The following is a 17081-nucleotide window of genomic DNA, read 5'->3' as shown; positions in this document are numbered from 1 at the left end:
GGTTAATTAGGGGGAGGGGATACTACCAAGACAAAAGGCCTCAAACAACGTTTGAGGCTTTCTAAATAACCTGAACTTAGAATAAGAAACTAGAAAGCTGAATTAATCTTTGAGCAAACGGGCTATTGGCTATCTTTCTACTGGTCTTTAGGTATCTGCTTATAGATGTAGATACCAGTAAGAATCATAAAGCCAAATGTGGCTGCTAGTAAGCCGAATACTTTGAAGTTTACCCAAATATCTAAAGACATTGTAAAGGCAACATACACATTTAAAGCGGCACAAAATGAGAAAAAACCAATCCAAGCGTAATTGATTTTGTTCCATGCAGAATCCGGTAGGCTGATTTCTTTGGCTAGCATGCCCTTAACAAGAGGTTTACCCATTAGTTGAGTGACAAACAAACCAATTGCAAACACCAAATAGACAATAGTGACTTTCCATTTAATGAAGCTTTCATCTTGCAGAAACAACGTCATACCGCCAAACACCGCGACCATAACAAATGTGATCAGCTGCATTTTCTCGAATTTTCTATAGACGAGGAAGGTCAACACAATTTGAATGGCGGTCGTGACAATAAGCGCCCCCGTTGCTACATAGATGTCGTACATCTTGTAGAGCACGAAGAAAATAATGAGAGGAATAAACTCTATCAGTTGTTTCATTTACATCATTTTCCTTTCTTGAGGTTACAAGCCAGTCTACATAAAGCCTGCACCTCAAGATAGCTGTAGCATCAGATCTCTATTCCATTTTAGCTGTTGATATTTGGTAGATATTCCCATTATCTGTACCGAAATAAAGGTGTTCGCTCGGTGATATCGCTATTGAACGGATTCTCTCACCAAGATCGGTAAACAATCGAGTTTCATCAAATGACTGTGGGTCGACCACATTTATGTGAGTCAGCTTCAAAGCACCGATAAGAATTTTCCCGTTTAGCTCTGGGTAATGCTTTCCCCGATAAAGCACTAGGCCACTAGGTGCAATCGAAGGTACATAAACTTTCTTCGGTGGCTCTATTCCTGCTTTTTCTTCAGACTCACCGACAGAAATTGGTCCCCAATACTCTTTTCCATGAGAGGTGATAGGCCAACCATAGTTTTTGCCTTTCAAAATGAGGTTGATTTCATCTCCACCGCGAGGTCCATGCTCGACAGACCAAAGTTGCTGAGATTGTTTATCAAAAAATAAGCCTTGAGGGTTACGGTGACCGTAGCTCCAAATCTCTGGAAGTGCCTGCCCACCTAAATCTGGGTTACTGGCTGGTTGTGCTCCATCGAGGGTTAATCGAAGTATGGAACCCGCATGTGTCGTCAAATCCTGACCATTGGGTCTTTCACCTCGATCACCGATACTGAAAAACAGGTGTCCATTTTCATCAAACGCGATTCTGCTCCCATAGTGGCGGCTTGTGTCAGTGATTGATTGGGTGACGATAATATCTTTCCAATCTTTTAGAGTTGCGCCCACCAACTTTGCGGTTGCCAGTGCAGTGGCAGAGCCTCCTTTAGCAGGTTTGCTGTAGGTGAAATAGAGCTGTTTGCCATTCTTGTTCGTTATAGCCGAGTTACCTGACTCAAGGTTTTGCGGGGAAATTGCGACATCCATTAATCCCCCTTGTCCTTGCGCGTAAACGTCGGGGAGCCCAGATACGCGGGTTAAACCGCCTGTTTTAACATCTAGAACATAGCCATTCCCTTCACGAGTTGTCACAAACGCTAAACCGTCTTCAATGAAGGTTAGCCCCCAAGGTACACCTTTCACTTCACCCACTTTATCAAGAGAATACATGGTTTGAGAAAATGAATGAGTACTGAGTGCCGCTAACAAAAACAACATAAGTAAACTGGATTTTCGAAACATTACGCTGACCTCTTACATTCACGGTATTAATACTAAATATTATTAAATCATAAAAACTGCTTGATATGTTCAATTGATCATCTATTATGACGAAGTGTCAAAAATGACGTATCGTCACGAAAGTGTCATCCTATACAGAGATAGTGGACGTGTTACAATGAGATAGGAGCAAGTTTATATTTATACGGTGATCGACCCATGTTCGGATTTGGTTGTAGCAAAGACAGTAAGTACGCAAAGCAAAAGTGCTCTTTGTCGATGACAAAGAAACAACAAGCTATTGCAAACAGAGAAATGGAACTGATTGAGCTCGCTCAAGAATTAGTGAAAGAGCAAGGTTTTGCCAATTTCACTATGGATAAGCTAACATCTCGCAGCCCATACTCTAAAGGTACTATCTATAACCACTTTTGCAGTAAAGAAGACGTTGTACTTGCACTTTGTATTCATTCTTTGAAAAAAGAAGCCATGATGTTTAGTCGTTCAATGGCTTACGAAGGTACAACACGCGAAAAAGTAATGGCAATGCATACCGCATATAGAATTTATGTACGGTTAGAGCCTGTTTTATCTGATTGCGTGATAACGTCGAAAACGCCTTGGGTTTTGGAGAAAGCTTCTCCTGAAAGAGTAAAAGAGTTGAATGACTTAGAAGAACAAGTCATTGATCAGGCAGATAAGTTGGTGCAACAAGCGGTTGAAGTTGGGGATTTAAAGTACAGCCCAGGTCTAAGCTCCGATGCCATCGTATTTGCAAATTGGTCTGTTGCGTTTGGCTCAAACGCACTCGCTAAAAACTCGACAAACAGTTACTGTATAAATCGCTTGCAAGACCCTTTCTCAGTGTTACAGAACTCCAATATTGTTTTGGATGGGCTTCAATGGAAGCCACTGTCTACTGAATGGGATTATCGCAAGACCTGTCAAAAGGTTGAGCAAGAGATATTTGCTGAAGAAATTGCTTACCTTGAGTCTATAGGGCGTTAAGTAAGCTTTCTAATAAACCCGCTTAGGCGGGATTATTTAGGCTCTTTGGTGACGATTCGTCATATTTTGCATGGTATCGAGGAATAATACCTCGAATCGATCTAGTAGAGTAATTTTAACCAGCATGAGCTGGTTTTAAATTACATATAAATGACGAAACGTCACAAACGGAGAGTGTGATGAAAGTTGAACAAAACCTTTTCACTAGGTTATTAAGAAGCCCTATTAGCCATACGCCATGGGTTCTACTGATAACCACCGTCTTATTGATTGCAGCTATTATAGGCGGTAAAAATCTTTATTTCCGTGGCGACTACAACATTTTCTTTGATGGTAGTAACCCACAACTTCAGGCTTTTGAAGAAATTCAAGCCACATTCAATAAAACCGACAATCTCGCGATTGTTCTTGCCCCTGCCGATGGAAATGTCTTTAGCGAAGAGACCTTAGGGTTAGTTAAAGCGCTGACTGAAGATGCATGGCAAGTTCCTTTCTCAAGCCGCGTGGATTCACTTTCAAATTATCAACATACCGAAGCGTTTGAAGATGACCTCTTAGTGGAAGATCTTCTGTTCGAAGATTATGAATTAACACCGGAAAGAATTAATAAAATTAAAGAGATAGCACTTTCAGAGCCAGTACTTGTAAAGTCTGCTGTTTCAGAGAATGGTCACGTAACGATTGTTAACGTAACGCTTCAGCTGCCTAAAAAAGATGAAACAGCAGAGCTCATTGAAGTAGTGGCATTTGCAGACGAGTTGATTGCAAAGTACGAAGCCCAATACCCGAATGTAAACTTCTACAAAGCTGGGATTGTGGCACTGAATGATGCCTTTATGGTCTCTGCTCAAAAAGACAGTTCAACCCTCGTACCTGCAATGCTCGGTGCCATCTTGGTTTTCTTAACCATCATGTTACGTTCATTCCTAAGTGTGGTTGCAACGCTTGTCGTTATCATTGGTTCTGTCGCCGCAACAATGGGGCTATCAGGTTGGGCGGGTATGTTCCTGAGCACCGCTACAGTAAATATACCGACACTAGTTTTGACGCTTGCCGTCGCGGATTGTGTTCATGTTATTGCAACTATGCGTCAGTCAATGCTTGAAGGAAAAAGCAAAAATGAAGCAATTTCGCATAGTGTTTGGTTGAATTTCACGCCTATTTTGATCACATCAGTAACGACCGCTCTTGGGTTCCTGATGATGAATATGTCTGACTCTCCAGTATTAAGAGATTTCGGTAACCTTGCGGCTTTAGGCGTGATGATTGCGTGCGTGCTATCAGTAACGCTTCTTCCTGCTCTTCTAAAAGTACTTCCAATAAAAGTTAAACCGCAAGAGCAGGGTAAAACGAGCTATATGGATCGATTTGGTAGCTTCGTTGTAAACCAAAGAAAAGTCCTGCTTCCGTTATCTGTCGTTGTGATTGTTGCGTCTGCTGCTTTGATTCCTCAAAACGAAATCAACGATGAATCCGTGAAGTATTTCGACCATACCAGCGAGTTTCGCCAAGCAGCAGATTTCATGGAAGCGAACGTTTCGGGTATGACGAACATAAACATCGCGATTAAAACCGGAGAATCTCAGGGTATCGCAGCACCAGCCTTCTTAGAAACGTTAGGAAGCTTCACCGATTGGCTTCGTGCTCAGCCAGAAACCGATCATGTTGCTTCTCTTGCTGATGTTTACAAGCGATTGAATAAAAACATGCATGGTGACAATGAATCCTATTACACGCTTCCTCAGGACAGAGAACTCGCAGCTCAGTATTTGTTGATGTATGAAATGTCGTTGCCTTATGGCTTAGATCTCAACAACCAAGTCAATGTGGACAAATCTTCAGTGAAGTTGGTTCTGACTACTCAGAACCTAGGGAGCAAAGAGCTGGTTGATATCGAAAACCGGATCTACGACTGGTTCGCAACGAATGCACCACAATATGAAATCTCTGCCTCTAGCCCAACCTTAATGTTTGCCCATATTGGGGAAACGAACATGGCAAGCATGCTGGCAACGCTTCCAATCACCTTAATTTTGATTTCTGCACTCATGATATTCGCACTCCGCTCTGTTCGATTAGGAGTGATCAGTATCGTTCCTAATATGGCACCAGCAGTCATCGGGTTTGGAATGTGGGCGCTTTATTCAGGCGAGATCAACTTAGGCTTGTCTGTTGTGGTTACTTTAACGCTGGGAATTGTCGTGGATGATGCGGTTCATTTCCTCAGCAAGTATCAACGTGCCCGCAATGAAGGTAAAGACGCTGAGCAAGCGGTTCGATATGCGTTTAACACCGTTGGAAGAGCGTTAGGTATTACTACTGTCGTTTTAGTTGTTGGATTTTCAATTTTGGCAATGTCGAGTTTCCGTCTGAACTCTGATATGGGGCAATTGAGTGCACTTGTCATATTCCTAGCGTTGGTTGTCGATTTCTTATTCTTACCGACACTTTTGATGCTGTTTGATAAAGACAAAGTGGAAGAAGAAAAAACCGAACGCACTGTTTCCTTGAACAAACCTGGAACAGTCTCTCAATAACATTTGTGCAGGTGGTGATGCCGCCTGCTTTGAATTAAAGGATTACACCATGAAATTTAAATATACCTCTGTTTTACTGGCTAGTGTTTTGTTCTCTGGACAGGTCTTTGCTGATAGTGCCAAAGGGCTTGAAATTGCTAGTGAAAGAAAAGCGAGAGATACAGGCTGGCAAGATTCGATCGCGACCATGAGCATGGTATTAAAAAATGCACAGGGTGAAAGCAGCTCAAGACTAATGCGATTGAAATCTTTAGAAATCGATGGGGATGGTGATAAAGGGTTAACGATTTTTGACGAACCCCGCGATGTAAAAGGAACGGCGTTTCTTAACCATTCACACGCAACTGAACCGGATGACCAATGGCTTTACCTTCCAGCATTAAAACGAGTGAAGCGCATATCTTCGCGTAACAAATCTGGTCCTTTTATGGGCAGTGAGTTCGCTTACGAAGACCTAAGTTCGTTTGAAATAGAAAAGTATCAATTTAGCTATATTCAAGATGATGTCGTAGAAGGGGAACCTGTCTTCCTTCTTGAGCAAATCCCGACGGATAAAAACTCAGGCTACACCAAACAGCTTGTCTGGCTTGATCAAATGCATTACCGCCCATTGAAAGTCGAGTTTTACGATAGAAAGCGTTCATTATTGAAAACACTGACGTTTTCAGACTATCGCGTATATGAGGATAGATACTGGCGTGCTCATACAATGAAGATGGTGAATCACCAATCAGGAAAAAGTACGGTTCTAAGCACCGAAGAACTCGCTTTCAAAAACGGGTTAAGCGACAGTGATTTTAGCAAAAATACGTTAAAACGAGTGCGATAAGGAAATGCGATGACAATACGAATAGCAACGGTTTTAGCAGCTTTAATCACATTGCCTAGCGCAGCAGAATTCAGCGGTCAGGTGAATTTGGAGCACAGGCAGTTTTTCCAATCCGGTCTTGATGGGCAGGGAAAAGAGCAATCCTCATTGGTACTAAAGCCTCAATGGTATTGGGCGACTGAGTCTGGTAATGGTGAATGGAGCTTTATGCCATTTGCTCGATTAGATAGTTTAGACAAAGAAAGAACACACGCAGACATTCGAGAGCTCCAATATTTGCATGTGTTTGACAGCTACGAAGTGCGCGCAGGTATTGGCAAAGTGTTCTGGGGAGTAACAGAGTCGGCACACCTAGTGGATGTGGTAAACCAATCAGATTCGGTTGAGTCTTTGGATGGGGAGCAAAAGCTGGGTCAGCCCATGGTGCAGGTAACAATGGATCGTGAGTGGGGCATTGTTGATGCCTTGGTTCTACCGTATTTCCGTGAACGAACGTTTGCTGGAAAGGATGGAAGGCTGAGATTACCCGTTTCTGATGATGCGCTATATGAATCATCAAAAGAAGAACAACACGTTGATTTCGCTTTTCGATACAGCCAAATGCTTGGAGATTGGGATGTAGCGCTTTCTTACTTTAATGGTACGAATCGCGATCCCTATTTTCGAATGGATAATGGTGAAGTAAAACCGTATTACGCCCAGATGTCTCAAGTTGGTTTCGACCTTCAAGGGATTGTAGGTGATTGGCTATGGAAACTCGAAACGATTTACCGTGACAGTTTCGATAACCACACTGGGGTTGTCGCGGGGTTTGAATATACGCTGGTGGGTTTTGCTGAATCCGATTGGGACGTAGGAATGATTGCCGAGTATCTTTACGATTCCCGAGGAAACAATGCACAAAATATAGGGCAAAATGATGTGTTTTTTGGTGCTCGTCTTGTCGCTAATGACGCAGAAGGAACAGAGTTTCTTGTTGGAGTAACGCAAGACTTAGACAATAGCGATGTTTTTAATGGAAGAGTGGAAGCATCTAGCCGAATCAATAATCAATGGAAGTGGCGAGCAGATGCTTGGTTACTGCAAAATGATACACCGACAGATTTGCTTTATTTTGGTCGGCAAGATGACTTTGTAGAGCTGTCACTGGAGTATTATTTTTAAGGCTAAAATGCTGTAATTCAAAAAAGTCGCTTCAATGCTGTAAATACGTAAAGCGACCTAAAAAACAAAGCCGGGCAATGCCCGGCTTTAAAGTGTTTTGCGAGTAAGACTGTAGCTTGCGCCACATAAGTAATCCTAGTTTAAACCCTCAGTATTTCAAACAAAAATAAGTAAATTTCCGTTCATTTCTGAGCCCCAAAATAAAGACTTAATTTTTATTTATAATTTTGTGAGCATATTAAAGCTTATTTGTTCCAGGTGTTGCGCTTTCTCATATTTGATCACCTTGGTTTTTGGGGATGGGTGATATGAATTTCATAAACCCAAACCAAGTAGATTAAACCTGTGAAAGCAGCGCTTTTTGCTAACAATGGGTATCAAACGCAATTTTTTGATGTTTTTTCACCCGTAAAGCGCATGAAAGTGGAATTGGGTTTGGATTTAACCATCGCTTTGATTACTATGTAAAGCTATTTGAAAATACCCAAGAATCCCATCAGGGAAACCTTATAGACACTACCACTTATGTTCTTTACATAGGTAGATGAGGAAACGATGCAACATCTAGAAGAGATCATTGCTAATGCGAACGCAGCGATTGAAGCGGCGGATTCGTTAGTTGCACTTGATGAAGTGCGTGTTCAGTATCTAGGCAAAAAAGGCGAGCTTACCGCTCAGCTTCAAAGCCTAGGTAAACTACCACCAGAAGAGCGCCGTACTGCTGGTCAAGAAATCAACAAAGCGAAAGGCGTAGTTCAACAAGCTATCGCAGCGCGTAAAGATGCACTACAACGTGCAGAACTTGAAGAAAAATTAGCTGCTGAAACTATTGATGTAACACTACCAGGTCGTCGTATCGAGAACGGTGGTTTGCACCCAGTTACGCGTACAGTTGAGCGTATTGAGCAGTTTTTTGGTGAGCTAGGCTTTAACACTGAGTCTGGTCCTGAGATTGAAGATGCATTCCATAACTTTGATGCACTAAACATCGCAGAAGATCACCCAGCGCGTACTGACCACGACACGTTCTTCTTTAACCCAGACCTTATGCTACGTACTCATACGTCTGGTGTTCAGATCCGTACAATGGAAAATGGTAAACCACCATTCCGTTTCATCGCTCCGGGCCGTGTTTACCGTAACGATTACGACCAAACGCACACGCCAATGTTCCACCAAGTGGAAGGCATGCTAGTCGACGAGAACGTAAACTTCGCACAGCTAAAAGGCATCCTGCATGATTTCCTATGTAACTTCTTTGAAGAAGAAGTAGAAGTTCGCTTCCGTCCTTCTTACTTTCCATTCACAGAGCCTTCAGCAGAAGTTGACGTGAAAGGTAAGAATGGAAAATGGCTTGAAGTTCTAGGTTGTGGCATGGTTCACCCGAACGTATTGCGTGCCGTAGGCATCGACCCTGAGAAGTACTCTGGCTTTGCATTTGGTATGGGCGTAGAGCGTCTAACTATGCTTCGTTACGGCGTAAACGATCTTCGTGCGTTCTTCGAGAACGACCTTCGTTTCCTAAAACAGTTCAAGTAATCCAGGGGATACATCACAATGAAATTTAGCGAATCATGGCTTCGTGAGTGGGTAAACCCTGCGGTATCGACTGACGAACTTACACACCAAATTACGATGGCGGGTCTAGAAGTAGACGACGTACTGCCTGTTGCTGGTTCTTTCACTGGCGTTAAAGTAGGTAAAGTGGTTGAGTGTGGTCAACACCCAGATGCAGATAAGCTACGTGTAACAAAAGTAGATGTTGGTGCTGAAGAACTACTAGACATCGTTTGTGGCGCATCTAACTGCCGCTTAGGTATCAAAGTTGCTGTAGCAACAGTTGGTGCTGTTCTACCAGGCGATTTCAAAATCAAAAAAGCAAAACTACGTGGTCAACCATCTCACGGTATGCTTTGTTCATTCTCTGAACTAGGTATCGATGTAGAATCTGATGGTATTCTAGAGTTATCTGAAGACGCTGTTATCGGTACTGATTTCCGCGAATTCCTAGGTCTTGAGGACGTAACAGTAGACGTAGACCTTACGGCTAACCGCGCTGACTGTTTCAGCATCCGTGGTATGGCTCGTGAAGTTGGCGTTTTGAACCGTGCAGACGTTACAGAGCCAGCAGTAAATGCTGTTGCTCCAGCTATCGATGACACAGTTTCGATTGAAGTAAAAGCGCCAGCAGCATGTCCACGTTACCTAGGTCGCGTAGTTAAGAGCGTTAACGTTCAAGCTGAAACACCACTTTGGATGCAAGAGAAACTTCGCCGTTGTGGTATTCGCTCTATCGATCCAGTGGTAGACATCACCAACTTTATTCTTCTAGAGCAAGGTCAACCGATGCATGCATTCGATCTAGCGAAGATCGAAGGTGGTATCGTGGTTCGTCTAGCAGAGCAAGGCGAGAAGCTGACTCTTTTAGATGGTAATGAAGCAGAGCTAAACGTAGATACTCTGGTTGTCGCAGACCACAACAAAGCACTAGCAATCGCGGGTATCTTTGGTGGCGAAGAGTCTGGTGTAACGACTGAGACTAAAGACGTTCTACTTGAGTGTGCGTTCTTCGCACCGGATCACATCCGTGGTCGCGCTCGTAGCTATGGCTTACACACTGATTCTTCAATGCGTTTTGAGCGTGGTGTGGACTTCGCACTACAAGCAAACGCAATGGAACGCGCGACAGAACTTCTTGTTGAGATCTGTGGTGGTGAAGTCGCGCCAGTAGTGGGTGCTGAGTCCGAGGCTGACCTACCAAAAGCAAACACAGTTGCACTGCGTCGCACTAAACTAGATAGCTTACTAGGTCACCATATTGCAGATAGCGATGTGGCTGAGATTCTAGAGCGTCTTGGTTTATCGGTAGAAAGCACGAACGAAGGCTGGACAGCAACAGCGCCAACTTGGCGTTTCGATATTGCTATCGAGCAAGACTTAATTGAAGAAGTGGGTCGTATCTACGGTTACGATAATATTCCTAACCAACGTCCAGCTGCTGCACTTCAGATGCACAACCACGTCGAAGCGAATATCCCGCTAAAACGCGTTCGTAACCTACTTGTTGACCGCGGTTACCAAGAAGCGATTACGTACAGCTTCGTTGAACCAGAGCAGCAAAAGCTCGTTGTTCCTGGTGTTGAACCGTTAATCCTGCCATTCCCAATTTCTGCGGACATGTCAGCGATGCGTTTAGGTCTTATCCAAGGTCTATTAAACACAGTAGTTCATAACCAGAAACGTCAACAGCCACGTGTTCGTCTATTCGAATACGGTTTACGTTTCATTCCGTGTGAATCAGCTGAAAACGGTATGCGTCAAGAGCCGATACTTGCAGGTGTTATCGCAGGTACTCGCGGTGAAGAGCACTGGGATATCGAGACAAACACAGTGGACTTCTTCGACCTTAAAGGCGATCTAGAAGCCGTTCTTGAGTTAACTGCAAACGAAGTCGCTTACTCTTTCGCAGTGCTTTCTGCTGAAGATAAAGCAGCGAACCCAGCGCTTCACCCTGGTCAATCTGCGGCACTAATTGTCGGTGGGAAGCAGGTAGGTGTAATCGGTACGGTTCACCCAGAACTTGAGCGTAAGTTTGGTCTAAACGGTCGTACTATCGTATTCGAAGTTGAATGGTCAGCGATCAACACGAAAGTGATTCCTGAAGCAGTACAGCTTTCTAAGTTCCCATCAAACCGTCGTGACATTGCCGTTGTTGTTGATGAAGCTGTCGCTTCTGGTGACATCGTTGCTGCATGTTTAGCACAAGGTGGTGAGTTCTTGAAAGGTGCTAAGCTATTTGACGTTTACGTAGGTAAAGGCGTTGAAGAAGGCAAGAAGAGCCTAGCTATCGCGCTAACACTACAATCAGTAGAGCGCACGCTAGAAGATGCAGACATCGCGGGTGCGGTTGATGCGATCGTCGCTCACGTCTCTGAGAAGTTTGGCGCTTCACTACGTGACTAGTTGATTCTCACCAAATAGACAAAAAGCAGGCGAATTAGCCTGCTTTTTTTGTACCTGTTATCCCGTTTTCATTCAGATAGTTGTAAATCGTCTGGCAATTTGATCTTCCTTAACGCATCGTTAATCCAAAATATATCATCATGTTCATATATCCAAATACCTTGGGGCTACTTGGATATGTATCTTTTACAGGAGGCAACATGAAGCGTTGGCTAGCGATACTTTTATTGGCACTTCCCCTCACGAGTGTTTCGTCTGAAAAAACACTGAACGCAACGGAAATTATTGAGCGTTCCGATCAGCAAATGAGAGGCGAATCGAGTTACACCGTTTCTACAATGAACATTGTCCGCCCTGATTGGACTCGTTCTATGAGCATGAAATCTTGGAGCAAAGGGCAAGATCTTTCTTTGGTTTTGGTCACGGCGCCTGCAAAGGACAAAGGGTCTACCTCATTAAAAAGATATCGAGAAATGTGGAACTGGATACCCGGAATCGAGAGGGTGATTAAAATTGCGCCTTCCATGTTAGGGCAATCTTGGATGGGGTCTGACTTCACCAATGATGATCTCATTAATCAGTCTTCCATTGTTGTCGACTATACCCATGAACTGGTGGGAGAAGATACGTTTGACTCGGTATCAACATGGAAGATCGAAGCAACCGCCAAACCAGATGCGCCTGTTGTTTGGAGTAAAGTGACATTATGGATTTCACAAGACACTTACCTTCAAAGAAAGGTGGAGTTTTATGACGAGTTTGATGAGTTAGTGAACACATTAAGCACATATGAAGTGAAAGAGCTTGGTGGTCGAAATATCGCGACCCGAATGGAAATGATTCCGGCAGATAAGCCGGGTCAGAAAACAGAAATGATCACGCATGAAGCCCAGTTTGATTTTGAGATAGGTGACGACTTTTTCTCACAATCACAAATGAAAACATTACGTGACTAAACTCAGAATCGGCAGTCTTTACTCCTTTAAGGACATATCATGCTATTTACGTTAGCTTGGCGTAACTTATGGCGACAAAAGCGCAGAACGCTACTCACAGCTTCTGCATTAGCGTTAGCTTTATTTCTTTCGCTCGTTATGCGCTCGTTACAAGAAGGGACCTACACCAACAGTATCGAAAACAGCGCTCGTTTTTCTACAGGGTTAATTCAGTTGCAGCACCCAAATTTTGGTGAGAGCAACAGTATTGATGATTTGATTCCGGGTTCCCCTGAGTTTATTTCCCCAGTAACAAAAGACCCTGAATTTACACACGTACTCCCTCGTATTGAATCATTTGCATTGGCAGCAGCGAAAGAAAAATCCAAAGGTGTCATGGTTATTGGCATCGCCCCAGACCTTGAAGATGATTATGCAAAGCTCGGTGAAAAAGTGACACAAGGTCACTATCTGAACCCAGAAGGTCAGGAAGTACTGGTGGGTGAATCGTTAGCACGGTATATGAATTTATCTGTAGGCGATGAGTTGGTGCTCTACGGTCAAGGCTACAGAGGACAAACCGCGGCAGGGCTGTTTAAGGTGGTAGGGCTAATTTCGTTTCCTATGCCCCAGTTAGAAAGCCAGCTGGTTTACATTCCGCTTGAGCAAGCAAAGTTAATGTTCAGTACAGAAAATCAAATCACCAATTGGGTTATGCACGTTGAAGATCTTAATGACTTAGACCGAAAGGTAAAAGAGTTAAAAGACGCCTTTGGTTCAGATGTGCGTGTGAGGGATTGGCGAGACCTTTCTCCTGAAACCGCCCAGAACATTCAAATGGATAAAGCAGGGGGCATTTTTATGATGCTAGTGCTTTACGGTGTTGTTGGCTTTGGGCTATTTGCCACTATTCTAATGATGACGCTTGAGCGACAACGTGAGTTTGGTGTCATGCTAGCAACAGGATTGCTCAGAAGCCGCTTACTTGTATTGATTGGCATAGAGTCCATTTTCATTGGTGCGCTTGGCGCTTTTATTGGAATGTTGTTAGCAACACCAGTCTTAATTTACTTTTACTTCAATCCTATCCAGCTAACCGGTGATACTGCAACGCTTATGCTGGAAGCGGGTATGGAGCCCATTCTTCCCTTTGCATTATCTGCAAGCCTATATGTGAACCAGGTTTCCATCATTATTGGTCTGTTAGTTTTATGCCTGCTTTACCCAATGTTTAGGGTGTATCGGATGGATTTAGTGAATGCACTAAAAGGGGGTGTACATGCTGATTAAACTCGCTTGGCGCAACTTGTGGAGAAATAAAATTCGCACAGGGATTATGCTGGGTGCCATGGTATTTGGGTTACTTGGGGTGGTTTCCATCATGGGCTTTATGAATGGCTTAATGGATAGCATGCTGAGTAACGCCATCTCGTGGCAAACTAGCCACGTTCAAATTCATCACAAATCTCATTCTGACAACCCAGATCTCAATGCGCTCATTCCAGATTCGGAGGCGATGTTAAAGGCAATCGAAAGTCGTTCCGATGTGGTGCAAATGTCAGCTCGGTTTCTTGTCCACGGAATGGTTGCGTCTGCGAGAAGCAATAGAGGCATAAAAATCAATGGAGTGGATTTGGACTCTGAGCGGAAAATAACGCCGTTGTCATCTCACATTATTAAAGGGGACTGGTTAAGTAAGGAAGGTCGGAACCCCGTTCTCGTTTCTGAAAAAACAGCGCAAAGGCTTAACTTGAGGGTCGGATCAAAGGTGGTGCTCACTTTTTCAGACACCAATAATGAGGTTGCTGGTGCAGCGTTCCGAGTAAGAGGTGTGTTCAAAACGCCTTCAAGCAGTTTTGACGACGGCAACATCTATGTAAGGAAATCCGATTTAACGAAGTTAGCCGGCATTGAAGGTTCACATGAAGTGGCCATCCTACTAAAAGATCCATCGGCCGAGTCAATAGAAGCATTTTTAGAATCAATAAACACCATATTGCCTAATGAGAGTGAAGCGCGAGGTTGGCGTCAAATTCAGCCGATGCTTGCGTCGGCGCAAAGTTCAATGGCGACGAGTAACGGCTTAATTTTGGGTGTGTTTGTTATCGCGATGGGCTTCGGGATTGTCAATATTCTCCTAATGTCTGTTTTTGAGCGTACACGAGAGTTTGGTGTGCTCATGGCAGTAGGGATGCAAAAACATCGAATATTCACGCTCATTCTATGCGAAGCAACGTTCTTAGGCGCGTTAGGGGCATGTTTGGGTGTGCTAGCCAGCGTAACCTTGATTCTCATTTTGAATCATACAGGGCTTGATCTCCGCATCATGTCAGATGCGTTAGGTGCTTATGGTGTGGACACTGTGTTGTATCCACGCATCCAGCTATCAGAGTATCAACTTATTGTGTTTACGGTCGTTCTTGCCAGTGTCATTGCTGCACTGTATCCGGCAAGGCAAATTCTTAAGCAACAACCAGTGCAAGCTATGTCGGAGAAGCATTAATTATGACTATTCAAATAGATGGGCTACGCAAAACCTATAACCAAGACAGTGACTTTCCCGTGCATGCGGTTAAAGCGCTAGATTTGACGATTGAACAAGGAGAATTCGTCGCGGTTATGGGGCCATCCGGCTCTGGGAAAACCACGCTCTTGAACATGCTTGGTGGAATCGATACACCTTCCGCAGGAAAGGTCAGCATTGATGGTTGCGATATTTGTGATTTACCGGAAAAAGAGCTGATAGCGTTTCGTCGGGATCATATTGGGTTTATCTTCCAAGACTACAGTTTACTTCCAGTATTGACCGCTTTAGAAAATGTTGAATTTGTCATGCAGTTGCAAGATCGACCGGCTCAGGAGTGCGAAAGCAGAGCGTCAGCACTACTCGAAAACGTTGGGTTGAAAGATCAGATGCACAAAGTGCCTGCCAAACTATCTGGTGGGCAGCAGCAACGGGTTGCGGTGGCGAGAGCGCTTGCTCCCGGACCTCGCTTTGTAATGGCAGATGAACCAACGGCAAATTTGGATGCAAAAAGCACGGCAGAGCTGTTAGATATTATGGAGCGTTTGAACAATGAAGAGGGGACAACATTCATATTCTCCACTCACGACCCAAGGGTCATCAAACGCGCTAAGCGCGTGATCGTTTTTGAAGACGGTCAATTGACAGAAGACAAGCAACAAAATGAACGAGTTGACGTGGAACTGGTATGAAATCTGTAAGTTATCTGTTTTCAGCGAGCTATCTAATTGCAACTTGTGCGTCGTTTTCCAGCTTTGCCCAGATTCCAGGGTTAGTACCCGAAAAAAGTTGGGATCTGGGGGGCTATATTAAGTATATGGCGACTTTTAATACGGCTGATTCATCAAGCACTCACTTAACGGATCATCTCTTACACCAAAGGTTTAACTTTGAATATCGCTTTAGCTCATCCCTCCGAACCAACGTTAGCATGAGAAACCGCTTTATTTGGGGAGATTCCGTCACTAACAACCCCAATTACGGAAGCGTAGTCGGTCAGGATGATGGGTTCTTTGATTTAACGAGCAACTGGCATGACAACGGTAGGCAAATTGGAACCACACAATTTGACCGAGCCTATCTTGACTATTCCGGAAGTGGATGGCGAGCCAGAGCAGGGCGATTTCGTGTTAACTGGGCGATGACGACGATATGGAACCCAAACGATATATACAACACTTACTCCATATATGATTTTGATTACGAGGAGAAAGGCGGAGCAGACGCATTACAACTCAGCCGAAGTTTGGGTTATGCGAGCAGCTTTGACGTAGTGTATTCACCCAGCGAAGACGATGACCAAAGCAGTTACTCGGCGCGCTATTTAGGAAATGACTCTGGTTGGGATTACCAATTAATGGTAGGCAAAGCCAAGCTGGATTGGGTAATAGGAGCAGGTTTTGCAAGTGACATTAAAGGCGCTGGTGTACGAGGTGAGGTAAGTTATTTTTCCCCGACTAAAGACAAATGGGAAGATTTAGAACTAACGAATAGTATTATAGCCAGTGTCGAAGTGGATTATAGCTTCGGTGGGCGAAGAAACTGGTTGGGAAGAGTCGCTGCGCTTTATATCTCTGAACCACAAGAGCCAACTAGCGCGCCGAATTATCTTAACAAGCCAACTTCACCGAGAACCATGAGCTTCGATAAGCACACCGCCTATGCAGACCTAGGGTTCGATGTATCCCCACTCATGCGCCTAACAGTCAGTTCTACATTATATGGTGATGGTTCTCTATTTTTGGGTGTGAACACAAGTTACTCTATTTCAGATGAGGCGCAGCTGATCGGAGTGATTCAGCGCTTTGATGGAAGAGCAAATAGCGTGTTCGGTAAAACATCCGGTACCGCTGTTTATGCTCAAGTCAAATGGAGTTTCTAATTTGGAACGCACTGGCTAAAGCCGGAAATCGAATTGTGGCACTTGGTTTGTAAATTGATCCATAAAAAGCAGCAACAAGCTCCGATTGTTGTGTGTTGCTATGCATTTGAACTATCTGATTTTTGTTTCATAAATGATGTGTCTCTAATCGCAAAAGTTCGCAAATTTTGTCTCAACTTTATGAATTACCTAATAAAACATGTAAAAAGTACACAAAATTTACAATAGTCTAATCAACTTTTATTTGTTTAATGAGTGGGTTTATATTTTGGTAATTTTAATTATATCGGAATATTTATCTTTAAAACATTACTTCTGTTGAGTAAATTATCAGCTACTTACAGTTTGCGCTTAATATGGCATTAGAAAAAAATTGGCGAAAATCATAAGC

13 protein-coding genes are annotated in these 17081 nt (G+C 43.7%); 11 read left to right on the top strand and 2 right to left on the bottom strand.

All coding sequences use genetic code 11. The annotated features are described in order from the left end of the window. Positions 1-137 precede the first annotated feature (137 nt). Together VPNCDNU1_RS22705 and VPNCDNU1_RS22700 are read right to left on the bottom strand one after the other, a co-directional pair. Positions 138-668: a septation protein A gene (locus tag VPNCDNU1_RS22705; protein ID WP_104402468.1), complete on the bottom strand. Its 531-nt coding sequence runs from the start codon at positions 666-668 to the stop codon at positions 138-140. A gap of 79 nt (positions 669-747) precedes the next feature. Further along, a complete protein-coding gene (locus tag VPNCDNU1_RS22700; RefSeq protein WP_167404866.1) occupies positions 748-1869 on the bottom strand; it encodes a PQQ-dependent sugar dehydrogenase in 1122 nt (373 codons plus the stop codon). Positions 1870-2067: 198 nt separating this feature from the next. On the opposite strand from VPNCDNU1_RS22700, the gene VPNCDNU1_RS22695 reads away from it, so the two are divergent. The 11 genes from VPNCDNU1_RS22695 to VPNCDNU1_RS22645 all read left to right on the top strand — a co-directional run bounded on the left by VPNCDNU1_RS22695 (position 2068) and on the right by VPNCDNU1_RS22645 (position 16690). Continuing rightward, entirely contained in the window at positions 2068-2856 is a 789-nt protein-coding gene (locus VPNCDNU1_RS22695; protein ID WP_104402467.1) for a TetR/AcrR family transcriptional regulator, read from the top strand. A gap of 179 nt (positions 2857-3035) precedes the next feature. Next, positions 3036-5393 carry an efflux RND transporter permease subunit gene (locus VPNCDNU1_RS22690; protein WP_104402466.1) on the top strand — a complete coding sequence of 786 codons (2358 nt, stop codon included), beginning with the start codon at positions 3036-3038 and terminating at the stop codon, positions 5391-5393. A 49-nt stretch (positions 5394-5442) separates the two neighbouring features. Continuing rightward, a complete protein-coding gene (locus tag VPNCDNU1_RS22685; RefSeq protein WP_104402465.1) occupies positions 5443-6222 on the top strand; it encodes an outer membrane lipoprotein-sorting protein in 780 nt (259 codons plus the stop codon). A gap of 9 nt (positions 6223-6231) precedes the next feature. Next, positions 6232-7386, top strand: coding sequence for a hypothetical protein (locus VPNCDNU1_RS22680; protein ID WP_104402464.1), 1155 nt, complete (start codon positions 6232-6234; stop codon positions 7384-7386). 555 nt (positions 7387-7941) lie between these two features. Then, the gene (gene pheS / locus VPNCDNU1_RS22675; RefSeq protein ID WP_104402463.1) at positions 7942-8925 is read left to right on the top strand and encodes a phenylalanine--tRNA ligase subunit alpha; all 984 of its coding nucleotides are present in this window, start codon (positions 7942-7944) and stop codon (positions 8923-8925) included. A gap of 18 nt (positions 8926-8943) precedes the next feature. Continuing rightward, a complete protein-coding gene (gene pheT, locus VPNCDNU1_RS22670) occupies positions 8944-11349 on the top strand; it encodes a phenylalanine--tRNA ligase subunit beta (protein ID WP_104402462.1) in 2406 nt (801 codons plus the stop codon). A gap of 200 nt (positions 11350-11549) precedes the next feature. Continuing rightward, positions 11550-12305 (top strand): outer membrane lipoprotein-sorting protein, encoded by a 756-nt coding sequence (locus VPNCDNU1_RS22665; protein ID WP_104402461.1) that lies wholly within the window; start codon positions 11550-11552, stop codon positions 12303-12305. Between the two features lie 39 nt (positions 12306-12344). Then, on the top strand, positions 12345-13574 hold the full coding sequence (locus VPNCDNU1_RS22660) for an ABC transporter permease (RefSeq protein WP_104402460.1): 1230 nt from the start codon (positions 12345-12347) through the stop codon (positions 13572-13574). Continuing rightward, positions 13564-14787 (top strand): ABC transporter permease, encoded by a 1224-nt coding sequence (locus VPNCDNU1_RS22655; RefSeq protein ID WP_104402459.1) that lies wholly within the window; start codon positions 13564-13566, stop codon positions 14785-14787. Before VPNCDNU1_RS22660 ends, VPNCDNU1_RS22655 begins: the two co-directional genes overlap by 11 nt. 2 nt (positions 14788-14789) lie before the next feature. Then, positions 14790-15500: an ABC transporter ATP-binding protein gene (locus VPNCDNU1_RS22650; protein ID WP_104402458.1), complete on the top strand. Its 711-nt coding sequence runs from the start codon at positions 14790-14792 to the stop codon at positions 15498-15500. Next, the gene (locus tag VPNCDNU1_RS22645) at positions 15497-16690 is read left to right on the top strand and encodes a hypothetical protein (protein WP_104402457.1); all 1194 of its coding nucleotides are present in this window, start codon (positions 15497-15499) and stop codon (positions 16688-16690) included. The genes VPNCDNU1_RS22650 and VPNCDNU1_RS22645 overlap by 4 nt, the downstream gene beginning before the upstream one ends. Positions 16691-17081: the final 391 nt, after the last annotated feature.

Source organism: Vibrio penaeicida (assembly GCF_002933855.1).
Classification (GTDB): Bacteria; Pseudomonadota; Gammaproteobacteria; order Enterobacterales; family Vibrionaceae; genus Vibrio; species Vibrio penaeicida_A.
This window is presented reverse-complemented; position numbering and strand designations above follow the sequence as displayed.

Excerpts from the sequence above, each read along its gene's own strand:
- VPNCDNU1_RS22705 (WP_104402468.1), bottom strand. The coding sequence starts at position 668 with ATGAAACAACTGATAGAGTTTATTCCTCTCATTATTTTCTTCGTGCTC.
- VPNCDNU1_RS22700 (WP_167404866.1), bottom strand. The coding sequence starts at position 1,869 with ATGTTTCGAAAATCCAGTTTACTTATGTTGTTTTTGTTAGCGGCACTC.
- VPNCDNU1_RS22695 (WP_104402467.1), top strand. The coding sequence starts at position 2,068 with ATGTTCGGATTTGGTTGTAGCAAAGACAGTAAGTACGCAAAGCAAAAG.
- VPNCDNU1_RS22690 (WP_104402466.1), top strand. The coding sequence starts at position 3,036 with ATGAAAGTTGAACAAAACCTTTTCACTAGGTTATTAAGAAGCCCTATT.
- VPNCDNU1_RS22685 (WP_104402465.1), top strand. The coding sequence starts at position 5,443 with ATGAAATTTAAATATACCTCTGTTTTACTGGCTAGTGTTTTGTTCTCT.
- VPNCDNU1_RS22680 (WP_104402464.1), top strand. The coding sequence starts at position 6,232 with ATGACAATACGAATAGCAACGGTTTTAGCAGCTTTAATCACATTGCCT.
- pheS (WP_104402463.1), top strand. The coding sequence starts at position 7,942 with ATGCAACATCTAGAAGAGATCATTGCTAATGCGAACGCAGCGATTGAA.
- pheT (WP_104402462.1), top strand. The coding sequence starts at position 8,944 with ATGAAATTTAGCGAATCATGGCTTCGTGAGTGGGTAAACCCTGCGGTA.
- VPNCDNU1_RS22665 (WP_104402461.1), top strand. The coding sequence starts at position 11,550 with ATGAAGCGTTGGCTAGCGATACTTTTATTGGCACTTCCCCTCACGAGT.
- VPNCDNU1_RS22660 (WP_104402460.1), top strand. The coding sequence starts at position 12,345 with ATGCTATTTACGTTAGCTTGGCGTAACTTATGGCGACAAAAGCGCAGA.
- VPNCDNU1_RS22655 (WP_104402459.1), top strand. The coding sequence starts at position 13,564 with ATGCTGATTAAACTCGCTTGGCGCAACTTGTGGAGAAATAAAATTCGC.
- VPNCDNU1_RS22650 (WP_104402458.1), top strand. The coding sequence starts at position 14,790 with ATGACTATTCAAATAGATGGGCTACGCAAAACCTATAACCAAGACAGT.
- VPNCDNU1_RS22645 (WP_104402457.1), top strand. The coding sequence starts at position 15,497 with ATGAAATCTGTAAGTTATCTGTTTTCAGCGAGCTATCTAATTGCAACT.